Here is a 21,426-nt window from a genome sequence, read left to right as displayed (position 1 = left end):
TTAAAAGGGAGGGAACTTATGGATAGATTGAGTAATTGTAGAATAGCTGCACTATTGATATTAGACACATTTCTAATAAATGCCTCCTATGCTTTGACTCTATACTTCCGGTTCTCTTCTGATATACCACCAGAATATATAGAAATATATTTAAAAAATATAGTAGTAATCAACATTATTTACCTTACTGTTTTTTATTTGTTCAAGCTATATAAGAGTCTTTGGATTTACGCCGGCATAGATGAGTTCTTACTATCTATTGGGGGCTGTATAGCAGCAAGTACCTTAGTCACGCTCTACGAGTTAGTAGCAGGTTTTAAGCTTCCGTTTAAAATGAGTCTATTGAACGCCATGATCAATGTAGTACTTATAGTGGGCTTTAGAATGTCCTTCAGAATTTACAGGAGACTAATAATACAGTTTGGAAATCTTAATAAGAAGGACTTCAAAAAGGTTTTAATAGTAGGAGCGGGCTCTGCCGGTGTAATAACAATTAACGAAATGAAAAAGCGGCCGGAGATGAAATATCTTCCGGTAGGCTTTATAGATGATAACCTTCAGAAGATAGGTAAAATAGTAGCTGGAGTTAAGGTGCTGGACAGCACCAGAAATATTAAGAAAATAGCCAGGGAGAAACAGGTTGAGGAAATTATTATTACAATACCCTCCTTAGATGTTGAAGGAAAAAGAAAGCTTATTGAGTTATGTAAGGAGACAGGGTGCAAGGTAAAACTGCTGCCCAGCCTCCATGAACTTATTGATGAAAAAGTTACGCTGAATCATATCCGGGAGGTAGAGGTAGAAGATCTTCTGGGAAGGGAACCTGTAACCCTGGATACAGATGGAATAAAAGAATATATAATTGGGAAAACAGTATTGGTAACGGGAGGGGGAGGCTCCATTGGCTCAGAATTATGCAGACAGATTATCAAGTTTTATCCCAAGCAATTACTGATAATAGATTCCTACGAAAACAATGCCTACGACTTATACAATGAGATAATCTTCAAAAATAAGAGTGTTAACATAAAGGTCATCATAACTAATGTTACAGACAAAAAGAGGCTGGAAAAGATCTTTACAGAATTCAAGCCTAACCTTGTATTCCATGCTGCTGCCCACAAGCATGTTCCCCTCATGGAGGATAACCCCACAGAGGCCATAAAAAATAATGTATTTGGAACTTTCAATGTAGCTGAATGTGCAGACAAATATGGAGCAGAAAAATTTGTACTGATTTCTACGGACAAGGCGGTAAATCCTACTAATATAATGGGAGCCTCCAAAAGGATTTGCGAGATGATAGTGCAGGCCATGGATACCAAAAGTGCTACAGAATTTGTAGCGGTGCGCTTTGGCAACGTATTGGGCAGCAACGGCTCGGTAATACCTCTTTTCAAAAGACAGATTGCACAGGGAGGACCTGTTACGGTAACAAATAAATATATAACCCGATATTTCATGACTATTACGGAGGCTGCTCAATTGGTACTTCAGGCCGGAGCCTATGCAGAGGGCGGGGAGATATTTGTACTGGATATGGGCAAGGCTGTAAAAATATACGATCTTGCCTGTGATCTGATAAGATTATCAGGCTTTGAACCACATAAGGATATAAAAATAGAAGTCACCGGACTAAGACCGGGCGAAAAGCTATACGAAGAGTTACTTTTGGCAGAGGAAGGACTTAATGAAACCAGACATAAAAAGATATTTATAGGAAGGCCAACCTTCAATAATCTGGAGGTTTTAAAGAAGGGTTTTGATGAACTGAGGTTTATCATTGAGCAAGGAAGCAGAGAAGACTTGTTTAGGAAGGTTGAAGAATTGGTACCGACCTATAGGAGATATCCTGAACATTCTGAAAGAACAGAAGAATTAGCAGCAACACTAAAAACAGAAGATATGAATTAGTAAATTCTTCTATGGAGGTAAACCATGTCAAACAATAAAAAACTATATTTAGCTTCCCCTCATATGGGAGGAATGGAAGCACAATTTATAAAGGAAGCCTTCGATACAAACTGGATTGCTCCTCTAGGTCCTAATGTAGACGCCTTTGAACGGGAAGTGGCAGAAACTGTAGGGGTTAAGGCCACTGCGGCCTTGTCATCCGGTACTGCTGCCATACATATGGCTCTGAAGGTTCTTGGTATAGGGAGAGGGGATATAGTATTTTGTTCCTCGCTAACCTTTGCCGCCAGTTGTAATCCAATAATATACGAGGGGGCAGAGCCTGTATTTATTGACTCCGAGCCCGAAACCTGGAATATGTCACCTAATGCTCTGGAGAGAGCTATGGAGGACTACTCAAGAGAAGGCAGACTGCCCAAGGCGGTAATAGTAGTAAACCTCTATGGCCAGAGTGCAGATATGGATCCCATAGCAGATATCTGCAAAAGGTATAAGGTGCCAATAATTGAAGATGCAGCTGAATCTCTGGGGGCAGATTATAAAGGTATAAAAAGCGGAACTATAGGAGATTTTGGTATTTATTCCTTCAACGGAAATAAGATAATAACTACCTCTGGCGGGGGCATGCTGGTTTCCAACAATGAAGAGGCAATTAAAAAGGTAAAATTTTGGGCTACTCAGTCAAGGGATGCTGCAAGGCACTATCAACATAGTGAATTGGGCTATAACTATAGACTAAGTAATATACTGGCCGGAATAGGGCGAGGACAGCTGAGAGTGCTGGTGCAAAGAATTGCTGAAAAGAAAAATATTTATGAGACCTATAAAAAGGAATTCAATAAAATAAAGGACATTGAGATGATGCCCATATCTAATAATGGACAACCGAACTATTGGCTTTCTGTTATTACATTAAATAAAGATAGTAATGTAAAACCCATAGACATAATACTGGAACTGGAAAAGTATAATATAGAATCCAGACCAGTGTGGAAACCGATGCATCTACAGCCAATGTTTATAGGCTATAGCTTCTACACACACCATGGTTTAGAGAACAGCGTTTCAGAGGATATTTTTAACAGAGGAGTATGTCTGCCATCAGATACAAAGATGACAGAAGAGGATATATATAGGGTGATCAATATCATTAATAAGCTGTTTATTTTAAAAGGGTTTGAAGGTGAAAAAATCCATGTGGATGAAAAGGTGTCTTGATATAGCACTGAGTTTAATTGGAATAATAATTTTACTACCTGTACTAATAATTGTGGGCACAATGGTTTTCTTTAATTTAGGAAAACCAATTCTTTTTGTCCAAGAGAGGGTTGGAAAAGGGAACAAAATATTTAAAATGTATAAGTTCCGAACAATGCTGGACAAGAAAGATAAGAAGGGTGACCTCTTATCCGATGAAGAACGCCTGACTAGCTTCGGAAGAGTATTAAGAAGCACAAGCCTCGATGAGCTGCCTGAGCTAATTAATGTGCTGAAGGGAGATATGAGCTTAGTAGGACCAAGGCCCCTGCTGGTGGAGTATCTTCCTATATATAATGAGCGTCAGAGAAAGAGACATGAGGTGTTGCCGGGAATAACTGGCTGGGCGCAGATTAACGGGCGAAACAGCATAAGCTGGGCCAATAAGCTTGAGCTGGATGTATGGTATGTGGAGCACTGGTCCTTGTGGCTGGATATAAAAATCTTATTTAAAACAATTTATAAGGTGTTTAAAAGGGCAGGTATAAGCCAAGTGAATAATGTTACCGCAGAGAAGTTTAATGGTCTAAATTAGTGGGAGAGATATTAATGAAGGACATATTAATAGTAGGTGCCGGTGGTGTGGGAAAAGAAACGGCCTTACTCATTGAACAGATAAATGAAGTAAAGCCAACTTGGAGGCTCCTTGGGTTCCTTGATGACAATAAGAGCCTCCAGGGCACAGAAATAAACGGATATAAGGTTCTGGGCAGTATAGATGAAATTGAGAGTTTTAGCAATGTGTATGCTGTCTGTGCCATTGCCTCTTATAATGTAAAGAAGAAGATCGTGGAGAAACTCAGTAAGACAAATATAAGCTTTGCAGCTATAGTTCATCCTTCAATAAGTATACACAGAACCTGCAGTATAGGAGAAGACGTGATAATTTATTCCGGTGTAACTATGACAAGCAATGTGAAAATCGGAAATCATGTAATACTAAGCCCAGGCTGCGGTATTGGACATGAAGCGGTGATAGAAGATTACAGCTCAATATTGTGGGATGTAAATATCTCCGGCAATGTACATATTGGGACAGGCTGTTTCCTTGGAACGGGATCTACAGTAATTCAAAACATTAGGCTTGGAAGAGAAGCTATAATTGGGGCAGGGGCTGTAGTAATCAAGGATGTACCAGAAGGTTGTACTGCAGTTGGAGTGCCGGCTCGGATTGTGAAGGGGATAGGTTGTTGAGGTTGGTGCTAGGAAAGTTACTTAGGTGGTGTAGTTTGTGAAAAAAGTCTTATATGTGACTACTGTGAGTAGAACTATCAATGCCTTTTTGATACCCCATATCAATCATCTTATTGATATGGGGTATCAGGTAGATTGTGCTTGCAGTATAGATAAACCAATTAATTCTGGTTTGTTTAATTCAGATGTTAGGATATTTGAAGTATCTTATCAGAGGGTACCTTTTAGCAGTAAAAACTTTAGAGCATTAAGGCAGATAGAGGAACTATATAAAAATGAAAAGTACGATGTAATTCATGTGCATACTCCAGTTGCGGCTTTTTTTACACGATTGTTAAAACGCAGGTTCCCGGAGGCAAAAATAATATATACCTGCCATGGGTTTCATTTCTATAAAGGAGCAAGTATTGATAAATGGATTATGTATTATAACGCTGAAAAGCTAATGGCTAAGTACACTGATAGGATTATTGTTATAAATGAAGAAGATTTTAAAAATGCTAAGAAACTGGGGTTTCAGGAAGAGAATATTTTCAAGATAAACGGTGTGGGGATTGAGGAGATTACAAAAGTTCAGATTGTGAGTGATATCAGAGAAGAGGTTGGAATAAGTAAAAAGGATTTTGTTATAACCGTAGTTGCAGAAGTTAATAAAAATAAAAATCAGATACAGTTGTTAAAGGCTATGAGAAAATTGGTTCATAGGCATGCAGATATAAAAGTACTGCTAGTGGGGGAAGGAAATATGCAAAGGGCAATTAAGAAAAAAATTGACAAGTATAAATTAAACCATAATGTGTTTATGGTAGGACATCGCACAGATGTATACAGCATAATGAGTCAGTCTGATGTCATTGGTCTGTTCTCTAAGAGAGAGGGACTTCCCAGATGCCTTATGGAGGCTATGAGTTTAGGAAAGCCCCTATTGGTGACGGACAACAGAGGAAGCAGGGAACTAGTAATTCCAAATATGAATGGACTTATAGTTAAAGTAGGGGATATAAAAGAAACATGTAGAGCTATAAGCAAGTTGTATGAAGATGAGAAATCAAGAATCTCAATGGGAAGTTGTTCAAAGTCTATAATAAAGAGGTTTACTTTAGATAGTATACTAAAACAACTTGAAGATGTGTACTCCACTATTTGAGATAATTTTTACTCTTACTATAAAAAGCCAACTAGTTAGGAGGTATAAATGAAACCTTTATTAACTGTAATAATACCAGTACATAATGCAGAAAAGTATCTGTGTCAATGTATAGAAAGTGTTTTAGTTCAGACCTTATCAAATATAGAAGTTGTAGCAGTAGATGATGGTTCCACAGATGACAGCGGCAAAATACTATACATGTATGCTTTAAAAGATACAAGGCTGAAAGTTATACATATGGAAAACCTAGGTGTGGCTGAGGCAAGAAATGAGGGCATGAAACATATACGAGGGGAGTATGTTACCTTTGTTGATTCAGATGACTGGATAGATACTGATATGTATGAAGAAATGCTCAAGATTGCAAAAAAACAGGACATTGATATAGTAATGTGCGGATATATAAGGGAGTTTGAAAATCATTCTAAGATAAAAAACATGGGCCTTGAGGATGGATTAATCATGTATAAAGAAGAAATAAGCAAATACTTTATGCGGCAAATGGTTGGACCTATTAAGGGGGAACCATATATCACTGAAAATCTTGATATGCATAGTGTGGTATGGAACAAAATTTATAAAACAGAAATTGTAAAAAATATAGAGTTCTGTTCATTAAAAGAGATTGGCAGCTGTGAGGATTTATTATTTAATCTAACTACCTTTTCTAAAGCCAATTCTATAGCATATATTAACAAGAGTTTTTACCACTACAGAAAAGTCCTAATAAGTTCAGTATCAAATGCATACAGGCCTAACCTTTTAGAAAAGAGGATGAATTTAATAGAAAAAATCCGTAAAGTAATTGATACAAACATTTCACAAGAAACGTATTATGAAGCCTTAAATAATAGAATATGTTTAGGAATAATGGGAATGGGGCTAAACATAGTATCTTCTGGGAATAGAATGGGTATATTTACCAAGTTAAGGCAGGTTAATGAGCTACTTTCAAATGAAGACATAGTAAAGGCTTTTCAACAATTCGATACTACAAGTCTGGACATACACTGGAAGCTATTTTATTACTTTGCAAAAGCGAGAAATGGTATTTGCTATTTAATAATGTTGAGGGCTATAAAGTTTATGATTAAATTTAGCCCTTAACTAAAGGAGGATATAAGGTGAGTGTTATAAGAATACTTCAGGTGGTTACAATTATGAACCGCGGTGGGGCAGAAACCCTACTTATGAACCTATATAGAAAAATAGACCGTAAAAAGATTCAGTTTGATTTTTTAACCCATCGCTTGGAAAAAGGAGACTATGACGATGAAATAACTGCTATGGGCGGTAAAGTATATTATTTGCCGTCAATCAGGCCTCAGCGATATGGAAAATATTTTAAAGAGTTAGATGAGTTTTTTCTCAAGCATCCGGAATATAAAATAGTCCATTCACATATTAATGAAAATACGGGTTTTGTTCTAAGAGCAGCAAAGAAAGCGGGAGTACCAGTTAGAATAGCTCACAGTCATTTAGGCAGTCTTCCACTAGACTATAAGCTTCCGTTTAGATATTATGGAAGACATTATTTAAAAGATAATTGTACTAACTACTTTGCATGTTCAAAGGATGCTGGAAGGTGGTTGTTTGGACATGCTATTAAAAAGGGTGAAAAGATTACTGTTTTAAAGAATGGAGTGGACTGTGAAGAATTTAAATTTAGTTCAGAAGTAAGAGCAAGTTTAAGAAAAGAACTAGGCGTAGAAGATAGATTTGTCATAGGACATGTGGGCCGATTCGAGAAACAAAAGAACCATACCTTTATAATTAATGTATTCAAAGAAGTAACCAAGATAAGATCCGATGCGGTATTGCTGTTAATTGGTACAGGAAAATTGAAAGAAAGTATTGAGAGGAAAGTAAGAGTTTTGGGGTTAGAAGATTCAGTAAAATTCTTAGGAGTCAGAAAGGATATTCCACAATTAATGCAGGCTTTTGATGTGTTTTTCTTTCCTTCACTTTTCGAAGGGCTGCCGGTAGCTTTGGTAGAGGCCCAAACAGCCGGTTTAAAGTGTATAGTTTCTGATTGCATCACTAGAGAGTCAGAAGTAGGAAAAAACAGACTGCATTTTATAGGATTGGATAAAGACAAACACTATTGGGCAAAAGAGATTGCCAATTTAGAATCTAAGCATGAGGATACAAGGATGGCAGTTAGAAAACGAGGCTTTGATATAAATATAATAGCCAAAAAAATGCAGCGATTCTACAGTGATCAGCATAATAGGTATGCAGAAGCAGCCATGGGGAGGTGAGATAATATGAAGCCTTTACTCACTGTATTTACTCCCACCTATAATCGGGCATACATACTTGGACGGTGCTATGAAAGCTTGAAAAAGCAAACCTGTAAAGAGTTTACATGGCTGATTATTGATGACGGGTCAACAGATGAAACAAAGAATCTGGTAGAAAAATGGATAGCCGGGGGAGAAGTTAATATAAGGTATTACTATCAACAGAATCAGGGAATGCATGGTGCCCACAATACAGCTTATGAGCTTATTGATACAGAACTAAATGTCTGTATTGACTCTGATGACTATATGCCTAAGGATGCAGTGGAAAAGATAGCTGAGTTTTGGCGTAGAAATGGTAGTTCAGAAGTTAGTGGAATTATCGCACTAGACTGCTACACTGATGGACAAGTAATAGGTACCCACTTACCAAAGGGTGTAAAGAAATGCAAGACCTTTGACTTGTACTATAAATATGGTGCCAAGGGGGATAAAAAGTTTATTTATAGATCAGATCTTACGAAACAGTTTCCTTATCCAATATTTGAAGGTGAGAAGTATGTTAGCTTGGCTTATAAGTATTGCATGATTGACCTAGATTATGAAATGCTTCTTATGAATGAAGTAGTTTGCTGTGTGGAATATTTGAATGACGGTTCTTCAAAGAATATGTTTAGGCAATATATAAACAATCCTAAGGGTTTTACATTCTGGCGTAAGGAAGCGATGAAAATGCCGCTAGGAGGATTAGGCTATAAATATAGACAGGCCATCCATTATGTATCTTCCAGCTTAATCTTAAAAAATAAGTATTTTTTAAAAGAATCTCCAAGGAAGTTGCTAACGATCTTGGCAGTTTTACCTGGAATCATTCTCTATAAATATATAATTGCTAACACGGGAAAACAGCTTAGGCTTAGAACCTCTAGCAGAAAGGTTGAGGGAAATGCCAATGGATAATGGGAAGGAAAAGGTATATAGGGTTTTACATATAATTGGCGGGATGAATATGGGCGGAGCAGAGACTATGTTAATGCATTTATATAGAAAGATTGACAAAAATACTCTGCAATTTGATTTTGTGTCTTTTACTGAAAAGGAATGCCACTATGATAGAGAAATACAAGAGTTAGGAGGAAGAATTTTCTATGTTCATCCTCCTAAGTATACAGGTGTTATAAAGTTTGTAAGGGATATTTATAAAATAATAAAGAAACAAGGACCATATCAAGCTGTACATGCACATACCTTATTTAATGCTGGTCTTACTCTTCTAGCCGCCAGATTAGCTGGAGTGAAAATAAGAATTTGTCACTCACACAATACTTCAGGTGATGAAGGGCGCTTATTAAGCAGAAAAATATATTTTGCAATTATGAGATTGCTGATAAAGATAAATACTACTAAAGCAGTTGCCTGTACTCATGCTGCAGGTGAGTTTTTATTTGGAAATAGATTGGACAAAAAAAGAAGATATACAGTGCTGTACAATGCAGTGGATTTAAGACCTTACTTAAGGGTCAAAGATGAAGAAATAATAAGTTTACGGGAAAGTTTAGATATTACTAATAACACATTGGTGATAGGGCATGTTGGAAGATTTGGAGAGCAAAAAAATCATAAATTTTTAATAAAGGCAGCTGAATACCTTAGAGATAAAGGGGTGGATTTTAAATTGCTCCTTATAGGACAAGGCGACTTGAAAGCAAAAATGGAGCAGCTGACAACAGAAAAAGGACTAAATAAAAACATAGAATTTCTGGGACTTCAAACAAACATACCATTATTCATGAAGTTCTTTGATGTGTTTTTGTTTCCATTTTTATATGAAGGGTTGGGAATAGTTTTGATTGAAGCACAGGCAGCGGGTACACCCTGTGTTATTTCTGATACTATACCGAAGGAATGTGATATGGGACTCGGACTTGTTAAAATGGTGCCTTTGAATGAAAATATGGAGATATGGTATCAGCAAATCATTGAAAGTAGCAGGCAAAAAAGGGCAGGAACAGAAGTTGCAGTAGATTATATAGTTAAGAAGGGATATAGCCTTGATAGTACGGTGAAGTTACTTAAAAACTTATATGAATTAGAGGACAACACATAAGATTTTAATTTTGATGAAGAGGTAAAGTGATGAAAGAGATCTATTTAGTTTCAATGTTTTTGATTTATATAACATCACTTTTTATGAGCAATAATAAAGTTAAGCCCCGTAAGGTCTATAAGCTAACTGCAATTATTGTTTTTGTTGTTCTATTTATAATATCTGGTTTCAGGTCTACAGCAAGTATTGGTGATACATATTTTTACTCTCATTCATATAGATTACTGGTAGAGAATCCATATTTGAACATTTCAAGTAAGGATTATGGTTTTAATATATTTATGTATCTATTAACCAGACTTAGTTCAGATCCGCAGATTCTATTAATAGTTACATCTTTTATAACAAATGCCTATATAACTTTGACGCTTTATAAACATAGTAAGCCCTTTGAACTGGGTGTTTTTCTATACTTTGGAACAGTTATGTTTTACATTACAATGAACGGTATTAGACAGTCAATGGTAGCTGCAATACTCTTTTGGGCTAGTAAATATATATTAAAAAGAGATTGGAAAAAATATTTTCCCATTGTAATTATACTATCCGGTTTTCATTCATCAGCAATTATATTTCTCCTTATTTACTTTTTGTGCACAAGAGAAGCCTGGGGGAGAGAGTTTTGGGTAACACTAGGAGCTTCACTATTACTGGTAATTATGTTTAGACCTATGTTAAATGTAGCAGTTAAGGCAATAGAAAGTACTTCCTATAGTGACTATGGAAAGGATATGATGACTAATACCACAAGTGTCAATCCTATTAGAGTATTGGTAACACTAGTTCCTCTTGTTGTGGCCTATATGGTTAAGGATAAAATAAAGAAGTCATGGCCAGAAGGAAATATGTTTATCTTTATGTCACTATTTAATTTTATCTTTATGCTGTCTGGTACCCAATATCTTTTCTTCTATAGAATGTGCATATACTTTGACCTATATAATCTTGTGCTTTTACCTAAGTTGCTTGACTATTATGATAAGAAGACAAGAGCCATCTTATATGGCAGTATACTGATATTATACTCTATATTTTGTTGGTATCAAATTAGCGGGTGGGATGATTACTACAGAAATATACTATTCACTTAGTTTTGATAAGGTGGTTAATATGAAGAAAGTTTTGATAGCATCCTTTGACATGGAAGTAGGCGGGGTTGAGAGAAGCCTGATAAGCCTGTTAGAAAGTTTCGACTACACAAAATACAATATTAATTTAATGCTGTATAGGCATCAGGGTGAATTTATGAGTATGTTGCCAAAGGAAGTTAACCTGGTAAAGGAAGTAGCAGAGTATGCAACCTTTAGGAGGCCAATATCAGAGATAGTTAAGAACAAACAATATGGTATAGCTGTAGCCAGAATTCTTGCAAAATATATTGGACTTATTGCAGCGAAAGCTAAGGGGTTTAAAGAACTGGGCTTAATACCAATGCAACTCGGGTGGAAGTACACTATGCCTTTTCTTCCTAAACTAGATAAAGAATATGACGTTGCAATAAGTTATTTGTGGCCTCATTATTTTATAGCAGATAAGGTTAAAGGGAAGAAAAAGATAGCTTGGATACATACTGACTATTCCTACCTGGAAATTGATAATAAGATGGACTATAAGATGTGGGATAAATTTGATTGGATTGTAGCAGTATCGGAGGATTGTAAAAGGTCATTTTTGTCAAGATACCCGCAATTTAGTAACAAGACTATAGTAGTAGAGAATATTACAGCGGTAAATTTTATTAAGAGTATGGCAGAAAAAGATTGCAGTGCTGAAATAAGGGTGGATGATAAGTGTACAAAGTTAATAACGGTAGCAAGGTTAGCTTACGCTAAAGGAATAGATGATGCTGTAAGAGCATGTAGAAAGCTGGTAGATGATGGCTATGACATAAGGTGGTATGTAGTAGGCTATGGCAGCGAGGAAACTGCAGTTAGAAAACTGATTGAGGAACTAAAGCTAGAAGACAGGTTTATTATACTGGGCAAAAAGTTAAATCCATATCCTTATATTAGGGCTTGTGACATATATGTTCAACCCTCTAGATATGAAGGAAAGGCGGTTACTGTCACGGAGGCTCAGGTGTTAGAAAAGCCGGTGCTGATTACCAGGTATAGTACTGCTAATAGCCAAGTGAGACATGAATATGATGGTATTATAACAGATTTAGGTGTTGAAGGGTTAGTTTTAGGAGTTAAAAAGTTGCTTGATAATCCTGAGCTCCAGATCAGACTTAAGAAAAACACTGCAAAAGTAAATTATAATAATAGTTTTGAAATAGAAAAGTTGTACAAGCTATTGGGCTAGGTGCTGTATATTTTATGGAAAGGGGGGAGTTTCTTGAGGTTACTAAGGACAACGAAGAAGGTATTGTCAATTCTTAAGAAGGAGATTAAGCAAAGGGGATTCTATCATTTTTTAATAATGTATAAGTCAAATTTATCTGCAGTATTAAGAGGGCTGTTATATCAGCTGCTTTATATGAAGAATATCAAGTCAAGGATATTCTTTATTGGTTCTAGGAGCAGATTTGATATTTATAACAGTAAATCAAAGATTACAATAGGAGACTTTGTGTATATAAGAAAAAATTCAACATTAAGGGTTGATTTCTACGGTCAATTAAATATTGGAGATAAAGTAGCTATAAATGATAATTGTAATATCAGCTGTATACATAAGATTTCCATAGGAAGTTATACAAAGATTGGACAAAATGTCTGCATATATGACCATGATCATAACTACAGAAAGCGTGGAGATGACAGACTTCTTACCGGTGAGGTTGTTATAGGAAAAAATGTTTGGATAGGCTCAAATGTAGTTATCTTAAGAGGGAGTATAATTGGGGATAATGCTGTCATAGCTGCAGGAAGTGTTGTTAAGGGAAAAGTACCGGGAAATTCCCTATACCTAAACAAAAGGCACAGTGAGATTATCCAATATGACCAGGAAAGGCTGGTTGTCCTTTAAGGTTCTGCTTGACTAATATATATGAGATTTTTGAAAAGGAGATATTCTTTTGAAAAAGGTACTGTTTTTAATAGAAAGCTTATCCGGCGGGGGCGCTGAACGTGTTCTAACTGATTTAGTGAAGAATATTGATAAATCAAAATTTGATGTCACAGTAACAACAGTGGTTGATACCGGTGTATATGTGGGGGAAGTTAAAAAGGCGTGCAGCTACAACAGCTTTCTTCCGGCACAGTGCTGCACTGCGTCTGGAATGCTTAAGCAATTGCTATATAATTTTAAGTATAAGTTAATATATACTTTCCCAGCATCTATTGTATACAGATGCTTTATAAGAGACAAATATGATGTTGAAGTTGCTTTTGTAGAGGGATTTGTCACTAAAGTGATAGCTGCTTCAAATAATAAAAAGAGTTTAAAACTTGCATGGGTTCATGTTGATCCTATTAACAGAGACTACGCCGACCATTATTTTAGTAGTTATCAGCAGCATGTAAATGCCTACAATAAATTTGATAAGATCTTATGTGTTTCAAAAGATGTAGCGGATGCATTTAATCAAAAGTTCAAACTAAAAGAGAAGGCCCTTGTTCAATATAATCCCATTGACAGAGAAGCTATATTACAAAAGGCTACTGAAAAAATTGACATAAAGAAGGATAAAGTAACCCTTGTGACAGTAGGAAGATTAACAGAGCAAAAGGGATATGATAGACTATTGAAAATTTGCAAGAGACTAAAAGATAATGGATTTGACTTTAAACTTTGGATATTAGGTGAGGGTGAACAAAGAAGTTCATTGGAGAGCTACATTAAAGAAAATAAACTGGACGAAATTGTGAAATTGTTAGGCTTTCACTCAAATCCATATCCCTACATTAAGATGGCAGATATTTTCGTTTGCTCTTCCAGAACGGAGGGGTTTAGCACGGTAGCTACAGAGGCCATAATATTGGGAAAGCCAGTAGTTGCCACTGATTGTGCCGGAATGAGAGAACTATTAGGAGAAAATGAGCATGGAATAGTAGTGGAAAATAATTGTGAGGCGCTATATAAAGCTTTGAAGGAAGTATTATCAGATAAAGATATACTTAAAAAAATAGAGTGCAAGGCAAAGAATAGAAGTAAGTATTTTAATATTAATACGAATATAAAGAAAATTGAAGATATACTGGAGAGTAATTGATATGTACAAATATAAGGTAACAGTATTTACTCCAACCTATAATAGAGGGTATATAATTGAAAAATTATACAACTCACTTAAATGTCAAACTTATTCAGACTTTGAATGGCTGGTTATAGATGATGGTTCAAATGATAATACAACTGACTTGTTAAAAAAATGGCTTAAAGAAGAAAATAAATTTGAGATCAGATATTATAGAACCCCAAACGGTGGTAAGCAGCGTGCTATAAATAAGGCCTTGGAATTAGTACAGGGAGAATATATTTTTATAGTTGACTCGGATGATGTTATCTGTGACAAGGCAATTGAAAAAGTACATAACTGGCTAACTACAATTGAAGGAAAAGTGGACTTTGCCGGGGTTTCAGGTTTGAGAGGAGATAGAAGAGGTAAGCCTATAGGGGGTAAGCCAAAATTCTATAATAATTCTGAGTTTGTGGATGCCACCAACCTTGAAAGAGATAAGTACAACTTACAGGCGGATATGGCAGAAGTATATAAGGTTGATGTGCTAAAGAAGTATCCCTTTACTGTTTTTGAAGGAGAAACCTTCGTGCCTGAGGCTGTTGTATGGAACCAAATTGCCCTTGATGAGTACAAGCTTCGTTGGTTTAATGAGGTTATTTACATTTGCGAATACCTGGAAGATGGACTGACTAAGAGCTCATGGAAGCTGCTAAGAAGAAATCCAATAGGGTATGCATACTTCTTTAATCATAGTCTAAAGTATACCAAGGGATTCAGACAGAGGTATCACATAGCCTGTCAACATATTGTTTATTCCATTATTGGAAAGCAATATAAGTACATATTTAAAAGTGAAGACATATTATTGACTCTTTTAGCCTTGCCTATAGGAATTCCATTATCAATTAGACGGTTAAGCCAATTAATAAAAAATACATAGATTATAGAATATGTGCTACTAAAGAAACTAAAAGGTGGTGAATAGATATAAAACGGATAATGTTTTTAATAGAATCATTAGTGGTGGGCGGAGCAGAAAAGGTGCTTATTGACCTGGTCAATAATTTGGATAAGAGCAAGTATGATATTACGGTTATATCCATATATAATAATAGCATTTACAAAGATTATCAGATTCAATTTAAGAATTTGTTTTCAAGCCATATAAAGTATACCTTTTTATGTGATACTGCAAATGAGCAGAGATATAAAATGTTTAATAGATTATTAAATAGGCTGCCTGCAAAAATATTTTACAAGTTATATATTAAAGGAAAGTATGATATTGAAGTAGCTTTTTCTGAGGGACTGCCTACTAAGGTAATTACTGGATCAAACAATAAGGCATCATTAAAATATGCTTGGCTTCATACAGATACAAGTAATCTATTAAAGGAAATAAATAAAGGACAAATAGAGTCGTTAAAAAGGACATACCTCAAGTATGACCGGTTAATTGCAGTATCAAAATCTGTGGCCAGTTCATTTAAAAAAGAAATGAATATTAGCATCCCTGTAAATGTACTATATAATCCAATAGATCAGAATTCAATTATATCAAAGTCTAAAGAACAAATTGAAGATATAACCAAATATAAAAGTTTTACCATAGTCTCTGTGGGCAGATTAGTTAAGGTAAAGGGCTATGATAGATTACTAGGTACGGCAAAGAGATTAAGAGATGAGGGGTTATTATTTAAGATGTGGATAATAGGTGAGGGCGAGGAACGAGCTAATCTTGAGCAATACATTTTAAATAATAACCTTTTAGAATGCGTTAGTTTATTAGGTTTTAAGTCAAATCCTTATAAGTATATCAGACAAGCAGACTTATTTGTATGCTCATCAAGAGCAGAGGGACTAAGCACTGTAGTAACAGAGGCCCTTATATTAGGAAAGCCAGTGGTAGCAACTGATTGCGCAGGAATGCTGGAATTATTAGGGGAAAATGAATACGGTATTATTACTGAAAATAGTGAAGAGGGATTATATAGAGCTTTAAAGTCACTTTTGTTAAACAAAGAAAGGTATAATCATTATAAAAAACAAGCTATAATACGGGGCAATTATTTTAGCATGGATAGACTGATAGCTGCAATGGAAGAAGCACTATAAATTTAGAAACCGGAATTTAGGAACATTTTATTGTCTGCCTGAAGTTATTGAGCAGGATATTAATGAGGTGAACTATGAGTAAAGTAAAAGTTTTTATGTTTGGCCATACCTCAAATGAAAATCATGGCTGTGAGGCTATTATTAGGAGTACATCAGATTTAATAAATAGAGCTTTTAATAATAAATCTATTAAAGTTGCGTCATTTAACCATGAAAAAGATACAAATATATATATTAAAAATATAGACGGGTATATTTCACACTGTACGGAAATAAAAAAATATACAATACCATGGATAAAGACTGTATATTTTAATAAAGTGTCAAAGGATTTTGAAAAGTCCTATATCATCTCTCAAAGAGAAGCTATTCAGGAAGCAGTAAGTAGTGATATATGTCTATCAGTAGGTGGAGACAACTATTGCTATGGGGAACCGGTTCACCTTTATGCTATGAATCGGGCCATAAAAAGGGCAGGAAAGAGGCTTGTATTATGGGGAGCCTCTATTGATACAGCTGCAATTAGTGACAGGATGGAAGAGGACCTGCGGAGCTTTGATGCACTGTTTATAAGGGAAAGTATAACCTTTAATGAACTTAAAAGAAGGAACATTAATAAAAATCTGTTCTTGTATCCAGATCCAGCATTTACTTTGGAAAAAGAAGAACTTCCATTACCGGGAGGGTGGGTAAGAAATAAAATGATAGGTATTAATGTTAGCCCACTAATAATTAGATATGAGAAGGAATATGGGAAGGTGCTGTTATCTTTTACAGAACTTATAAAATATATAATTAGGTCAACAGATTTTAAAATTGTATTAGTACCTCATGTAACTATAGAAGGAAATAATGACTATGATGTATTAAAAGATTTATATGAAAGGTTTAGGGACAGCGGGAGGATTGTACTCCTAGGCCAAGAATATACAGCGGCACAGTTAAAAGGCTTTATTTCAAGCTGCAGATTCTTTATAGGAACGAGAACCCATGCAACCATAGCGGCGTACTCAAGTTGCGTACCAGCTCTTGCATTGGGTTACAGTGTAAAAGCCAGAGGCATTGCCAGAGATATCTTTGGAGATGAAAAACATTTTGTAATTCCAGTACAACATTTATTGGATCCAAATCAAGTTATTAAAGAATTTGATTTTATACTTACTAATGAAAATTTGATTAGAAATCATCTGGAAAGTTTTATGCCAAAGTATATAAGCAAAGCTGAAGCAGCAATGTTAAAACTGAAGGAAATAATAAAAATAGGTAAGGATGAGGGAAGATGAGGGAACGATTATCTGTAAATATGATAGCTAATATGATGTCCTTTGCCGTATCTTTATTGGTAGCTATGTGGCTTACTCCTTTTATAATCCGCTCATTAGGTTCAGAAGCTTACGGCTTTATTCCGCTGACTCAACAGCTAGTTAATTATATGTCGGTTATAACAATTGCCTTAAACGGTATGGTATCCAGGTTTTTTACATTCTCTATTAAAGCCGGAGACAAAGATAGTGCAGAAAGATATTTTAATACATCTTTGGTGAATTCCCTTATACTCTCAGTTATTAGTTCCATTGTGCTTCTACTTATTATTATTTATATAAAAAGAATATTAAATGTTCCAGACAGCATCATCTTTGATGTTAGATTAAGTTTATTCTTATATGGAGTCATATTTTTCCTCACGGACATTGGTTCTTCCTTCAGTATGGCATTGTTTTGTGAAAATAGAATGGATATTAGCGGAATGCTGGGAAGTATAAATACTATTTTGCGCTCAATTTTTATTGTAATACTTCTCAATTTTTTTACTGCCAGGTTGTGGTTTGTAAGCCTAGGCTCATTAATAGCTTCAATAATTATATTTACCCTGAATATATACTATTTTAAAAAATTGATGCCCGGTATAAATCTAAATCTGAAAAAGTATGATTTACAAAAGCTTAAAGAATTATTTGGCTCAGGTATATGGAGTTCCATAAATTATGTTGGAGCAGTTCTATTTCTACAGATAGATATGCTTGTGGCCAATTGGGCCCTAGGAGCAAAGGGAGCGGGGGAATATTCCGCATTATTACAGTTATCCAATCTATTAAGAGGTTTTGTTTCCACTATAACCGTTGTTTTCACACCTACTATGATAGCCTTGTTTGCTAAGGGAAAGTTGGAGGAGTTAGTAAACTACTCTAATAAAGCTGTAAAGATCACAGGAATAATTATGGCTTTACCAGTGGGACTAGCTTGTGGGTTAGGTGGCAACTTGATATCTTTATGGCTTGGAGAAGAGTTTAAAGGATATGCGCTTCTATTTTTTCTAATGACAATACATCTTTCGGTAAACCTTTCAGTTCAACCTTTATTTGGAATATTCCAAGCTGCCAACCGGGTAAGAATACCAGCAATTGTAACATTGATAATGGGGGGGGTTAATTTTACTTTAGCAATAATACTAAGCATAACTTTTAAATTAGGAAGCTATGGAATAGTTATTGCAAGCATAGTAATTCTTACAATGAAAAATCTGATATTTACACCATTATACAGTTCAAGAATAACTGGACAATCAAGTAATGTATACTATAAGGGGATAATTTTGCCGGTAATTGGAGTGGGTGCTGTTGTAATAATAAGTACAGTATTTAAAGCTATTATTTCAATTAATACCTGGACCAGGCTATTTATATGTGCTGGTATTATTTCCAGTATCTATCTCTTTGTGGTTTACTTTTTAATTTTGACTGGTGAAGAAAGAAATAAAATTAAGAGTACTGTGTTCAGGAGACTGAAGATGGCTATGCAGGGGTGATAAGATTGCTAACAGCAATTATTAAAATAGTACTATATTTTATGATGTCTGCATTCATAGTGTTATCATTAACCCTAATGATATTAAAAATCTATGATTATTATTTAATAAAAAAGGAAATATGGCTTCGTAAAGGCATTGGTCAATTTAAGACTGAGACAAGCTGGGAGAAGGCTGTAAGGGATATCTGCTGTAAATGGTCAGTTTCTATGCCTAAGGTTCAAGTGTCAGATAACCAGCACTTTGTCTTATTAGAAAAGCTTTCAAGAAGGTTTTATACAAAGGAACTTCAGGCTTGGCAGCGTGGTAGTGTAATGCTGGGGTTAGCAGAATACATTAATGGTAATCCAGAGGAACAAAAGACAAAAGACATATTTAAGGATATAATAAATGTAATTTTTGATGAAAATTACAATTGGAGGGATCAGGTAAGGAACATAGATTATGCTGTACTTGCTTATTCAATTATGAAATTTCCACAGTATGATGATACATTTTATAGGCCCATGGAGAAGGTTGTTAATGTAATATTAGATCATATTGGAGAGGATGGAACTATATTTTATAGAAAAAGTATCCCTACATATCGGTTAGTAGATACACTGGGAATGGTATGTGCATTTTTAGTGAGATTTGGAGAGCTATACAACAGACCAGAACTGGTAAATTTAGCAATTAAGCAAATAGAAGAGTATGTAAAGTATGGTATTCACTCTAATTTGTACATACCAGCCCATGGCTACCATGTAGAGCACAAAATTCCTTTGGGCATCTATGGTTGGGGCCGTGGAGTAGGATGGTATGCCTTAGCTTTACTTGATACTTATAATGAATTACAGGATAAGCATCCAGCAAAAGAATTTATTAAAGAACAAATAGTGTTACTTGCATCTGCAATTGTCAAATTTCAAAGAGAAGATGGTGGATGGGGACACTCATTATTGCTAAAGGATAACATTTATGACTCCTCCGCTACTGCAGTATGTACATATTTTTTAGGAAGTGCTATATGCAAAAAAATCATTAGTTATGAAGTTTACAATAAGTATGTCGAAAGAGGCATTCATAAGCTACAGGCAAGCACAAGAAAAAATGGAATAGTGGATTTTTCGCAAGGAGATACCAAAGGTATTGGGATTTATTCCTTTGTTTTTAGAGAATTACCCTTTACCCAAGGAATTACACTTAGGGCAATCACAGCTGTAAACTCATTAAAATATAGGTGGGGTAACTATGAGGATATTATATCTTACAAATAGGATACCAATACCAGCCCATTATAATGGCTGTACATTAATAAATTATCACGTGCTTAAGTATTTATCAAAAAAACATGAAATTGATCTTGTTACTTTTCATAATGAAGATATTGAATTTACAGAGAAAGCCACAGCAGAACTGTGCAGCAAATTGGTAACTGTAAAAAATGATGAGAGATACAATATTAAAAGAAATAGTAAGTATTCATATTTAGTTAGAACATATCCTGATTTTGCATATGTAAAGTCAAATAATATGGAAAAAGCAATAAAGGATTTATTGTCTTATAATAACTACGATGTTATATACACAGATAAACTAAATTTATGTCAATATACTATGAGATATAAAGAAATTCCCAAGATCATTACTCCTCATGATAGTATGTCATTATTATTGAATACCTATGAAAAAAATACTGCAAATTTGAAGAATAAGTTACTACTAAAAATAGAAAGACGAAAAATGGAGAGATATGAAAAAGAGGTTTACCAGTATTATGATAACTGCATATTTGTATCTCAAAAAGATATAGATTTTGTAAGGAATTTTTATCCTGGTTTTTCAGCAACTACAATAGCGAATGGTGTAGATGTTCATTACTTCTATCCTAATAGTGAAGTGAATGTAGAGCCGGATACTGTTATTTATAGTGGAATTATGGATTATAAGCCTAATGTGGATGCAATGATTTATTTTATTGATAAAATATTACCGAGAGTAAGAGAAAAAATACCAAATGTTAAATTATATATAGTAGGTAAAAATCCAACTAAGGCAATAAGGGACTTAAGTAGGATAAAGAATGTCTTTGTTACTGGATATGTTGATGACATCAGAAAATATCTGTGGATGGGAAACGTATACGTTTCGCCGTTAGTATCCGGAGCAGGTATTAAGAATAAAATACTTGAAGCCATGGCAACAGGTATACCTATAGTAGCAACACCGTTAAGCTGTGATGGGATAGATGTAAAAGATGGACAAGAATTACTAATCAGAAATAATGCAGATGAATTTGCAAAGGGTGTAATTGAACTAATAACTAATAAGAAAGCCCAAATGCTATTGAAAGAAAATGCCAGGAGCAAAATACTTAAAAAATATTCATGGGAGAGTTGTGCTAGGGCTTACGAGCATATATTAATGCTTACTGCCAGCAGGAGAAAGGTCTGAATTGTAGAGTGTGTATTTATAGGGTCCTTAAGAGAATTATAAAGGACCTTATTCTTTTTTGGGATATTCAGATATTAC

General features: G+C 35.0%; 19 protein-coding genes. All 19 read left to right on the top strand.

Annotation, left to right across the window (positions count from 1 at the left end; all coding sequences use genetic code 11):
• Window positions 1-18: 18 nt before the first annotated feature.
• Complete coding sequence (locus FHY60_RS16600) at window positions 19-1,914, top strand: polysaccharide biosynthesis protein (RefSeq protein ID WP_139906070.1); 1,896 nt, start codon at window positions 19-21, stop codon at window positions 1,912-1,914.
• 24 nt (window positions 1,915-1,938) lie between these two features.
• Entirely contained in the window at window positions 1,939-3,132 is a 1,194-nt protein-coding gene (locus tag FHY60_RS16595; RefSeq protein ID WP_139906069.1) for a DegT/DnrJ/EryC1/StrS family aminotransferase, read from the top strand.
• A complete protein-coding gene (locus FHY60_RS16590; RefSeq protein ID WP_139906068.1) occupies window positions 3,110-3,706 on the top strand; it encodes a sugar transferase in 597 nt (198 codons plus the stop codon). The genes FHY60_RS16595 and FHY60_RS16590 overlap by 23 nt, the downstream gene beginning before the upstream one ends.
• 14 nt (window positions 3,707-3,720) lie before the next feature.
• Window positions 3,721-4,365 carry an acetyltransferase gene (locus FHY60_RS16585; protein WP_139906067.1) on the top strand — a complete coding sequence of 215 codons (645 nt, stop codon included), beginning with the start codon at window positions 3,721-3,723 and terminating at the stop codon, window positions 4,363-4,365.
• 37 nt (window positions 4,366-4,402) lie between these two features.
• The gene (locus FHY60_RS16580; protein WP_139906066.1) at window positions 4,403-5,512 is read left to right on the top strand and encodes a glycosyltransferase family 4 protein; all 1,110 of its coding nucleotides are present in this window, start codon (window positions 4,403-4,405) and stop codon (window positions 5,510-5,512) included.
• Window positions 5,513-5,560: 48 nt separating this feature from the next.
• Window positions 5,561-6,622: a glycosyltransferase gene (locus tag FHY60_RS16575; protein WP_139906065.1), complete on the top strand. Its 1,062-nt coding sequence runs from the start codon at window positions 5,561-5,563 to the stop codon at window positions 6,620-6,622.
• 17 nt (window positions 6,623-6,639) lie between these two features.
• A complete protein-coding gene (locus FHY60_RS16570) occupies window positions 6,640-7,776 on the top strand; it encodes a glycosyltransferase family 1 protein (RefSeq protein ID WP_180375430.1) in 1,137 nt (378 codons plus the stop codon).
• Window positions 7,777-7,782: 6 nt separating this feature from the next.
• Window positions 7,783-8,718, top strand: coding sequence for a glycosyltransferase family 2 protein (locus FHY60_RS16565; protein WP_139906064.1), 936 nt, complete (start codon window positions 7,783-7,785; stop codon window positions 8,716-8,718).
• Window positions 8,711-9,865, top strand: coding sequence for a glycosyltransferase family 1 protein (locus FHY60_RS16560; RefSeq protein ID WP_180375429.1), 1,155 nt, complete (start codon window positions 8,711-8,713; stop codon window positions 9,863-9,865). Before FHY60_RS16565 ends, FHY60_RS16560 begins: the two co-directional genes overlap by 8 nt.
• 29 nt (window positions 9,866-9,894) lie before the next feature.
• Window positions 9,895-10,956, top strand: coding sequence for an EpsG family protein (locus FHY60_RS16555; RefSeq protein WP_139906062.1), 1,062 nt, complete (start codon window positions 9,895-9,897; stop codon window positions 10,954-10,956).
• A gap of 19 nt (window positions 10,957-10,975) precedes the next feature.
• The gene (locus FHY60_RS16550; RefSeq protein ID WP_139906061.1) at window positions 10,976-12,169 is read left to right on the top strand and encodes a glycosyltransferase; all 1,194 of its coding nucleotides are present in this window, start codon (window positions 10,976-10,978) and stop codon (window positions 12,167-12,169) included.
• A 117-nt stretch (window positions 12,170-12,286) separates the two neighbouring features.
• A complete protein-coding gene (locus FHY60_RS16545) occupies window positions 12,287-12,835 on the top strand; it encodes an acyltransferase (RefSeq protein ID WP_139906485.1) in 549 nt (182 codons plus the stop codon).
• A 49-nt stretch (window positions 12,836-12,884) separates the two neighbouring features.
• Entirely contained in the window at window positions 12,885-14,021 is a 1,137-nt protein-coding gene (locus tag FHY60_RS16540) for a glycosyltransferase (RefSeq protein WP_139906060.1), read from the top strand.
• A gap of 1 nt (window position 14,022) precedes the next feature.
• Complete coding sequence (locus FHY60_RS16535; RefSeq protein ID WP_139906059.1) at window positions 14,023-14,931, top strand: glycosyltransferase family 2 protein; 909 nt, start codon at window positions 14,023-14,025, stop codon at window positions 14,929-14,931.
• Between the two features lie 59 nt (window positions 14,932-14,990).
• Window positions 14,991-16,106, top strand: a complete 1,116-nt coding sequence (locus FHY60_RS16530) for a glycosyltransferase (RefSeq protein ID WP_139906058.1) — start codon at window positions 14,991-14,993, stop codon at window positions 16,104-16,106.
• Window positions 16,107-16,180: 74 nt separating this feature from the next.
• Window positions 16,181-17,389 carry a polysaccharide pyruvyl transferase family protein gene (locus FHY60_RS16525; RefSeq protein ID WP_139906057.1) on the top strand — a complete coding sequence of 403 codons (1,209 nt, stop codon included), beginning with the start codon at window positions 16,181-16,183 and terminating at the stop codon, window positions 17,387-17,389.
• On the top strand, window positions 17,386-18,912 hold the full coding sequence (locus FHY60_RS16520; protein WP_139906056.1) for an MATE family efflux transporter: 1,527 nt from the start codon (window positions 17,386-17,388) through the stop codon (window positions 18,910-18,912). The genes FHY60_RS16525 and FHY60_RS16520 overlap by 4 nt, the downstream gene beginning before the upstream one ends.
• Before the next feature lie 5 nt (window positions 18,913-18,917).
• Complete coding sequence (locus FHY60_RS16515; RefSeq protein ID WP_139906055.1) at window positions 18,918-20,171, top strand: glycoside hydrolase family 88 protein; 1,254 nt, start codon at window positions 18,918-18,920, stop codon at window positions 20,169-20,171.
• The gene (locus FHY60_RS16510; RefSeq protein ID WP_139906054.1) at window positions 20,146-21,348 is read left to right on the top strand and encodes a glycosyltransferase family 4 protein; all 1,203 of its coding nucleotides are present in this window, start codon (window positions 20,146-20,148) and stop codon (window positions 21,346-21,348) included. Before FHY60_RS16515 ends, FHY60_RS16510 begins: the two co-directional genes overlap by 26 nt.
• Window positions 21,349-21,426 lie beyond the last annotated feature (78 nt).

It is taken from the genome of Clostridium thermarum, from assembly GCF_006351925.1.
Lineage (GTDB): Bacteria > Bacillota > Clostridia > Clostridiales > Clostridiaceae > Clostridium_AU > Clostridium_AU thermarum.
Note: the sequence above shows the minus strand (reverse complement) of the source record. Positions and strands in the feature narration are given on the sequence as shown.

Coding starts and splice junctions, on each gene's coding strand:
- FHY60_RS16590 (WP_139906068.1), top strand. CDS start 3,110: ATGTGGATGAAAAGGTGTCTTGATATAGCACTGAGTTTAATTGGAATA.
- FHY60_RS16595 (WP_139906069.1), top strand. CDS start 1,939: ATGTCAAACAATAAAAAACTATATTTAGCTTCCCCTCATATGGGAGGA.
- FHY60_RS16530 (WP_139906058.1), top strand. CDS start 14,991: ATGTTTTTAATAGAATCATTAGTGGTGGGCGGAGCAGAAAAGGTGCTT.
- FHY60_RS16600 (WP_139906070.1), top strand. CDS start 19: ATGGATAGATTGAGTAATTGTAGAATAGCTGCACTATTGATATTAGAC.
- FHY60_RS16565 (WP_139906064.1), top strand. CDS start 7,783: ATGAAGCCTTTACTCACTGTATTTACTCCCACCTATAATCGGGCATAC.
- FHY60_RS16545 (WP_139906485.1), top strand. CDS start 12,287: ATGTATAAGTCAAATTTATCTGCAGTATTAAGAGGGCTGTTATATCAG.
- FHY60_RS16525 (WP_139906057.1), top strand. CDS start 16,181: ATGAGTAAAGTAAAAGTTTTTATGTTTGGCCATACCTCAAATGAAAAT.
- FHY60_RS16550 (WP_139906061.1), top strand. CDS start 10,976: ATGAAGAAAGTTTTGATAGCATCCTTTGACATGGAAGTAGGCGGGGTT.
- FHY60_RS16535 (WP_139906059.1), top strand. CDS start 14,023: ATGTACAAATATAAGGTAACAGTATTTACTCCAACCTATAATAGAGGG.
- FHY60_RS16555 (WP_139906062.1), top strand. CDS start 9,895: ATGAAAGAGATCTATTTAGTTTCAATGTTTTTGATTTATATAACATCA.
- FHY60_RS16575 (WP_139906065.1), top strand. CDS start 5,561: ATGAAACCTTTATTAACTGTAATAATACCAGTACATAATGCAGAAAAG.
- FHY60_RS16510 (WP_139906054.1), top strand. CDS start 20,146: ATGAGGATATTATATCTTACAAATAGGATACCAATACCAGCCCATTAT.
- FHY60_RS16560 (WP_180375429.1), top strand. CDS start 8,711: ATGGATAATGGGAAGGAAAAGGTATATAGGGTTTTACATATAATTGGC.
- FHY60_RS16520 (WP_139906056.1), top strand. CDS start 17,386: ATGAGGGAACGATTATCTGTAAATATGATAGCTAATATGATGTCCTTT.
- FHY60_RS16585 (WP_139906067.1), top strand. CDS start 3,721: ATGAAGGACATATTAATAGTAGGTGCCGGTGGTGTGGGAAAAGAAACG.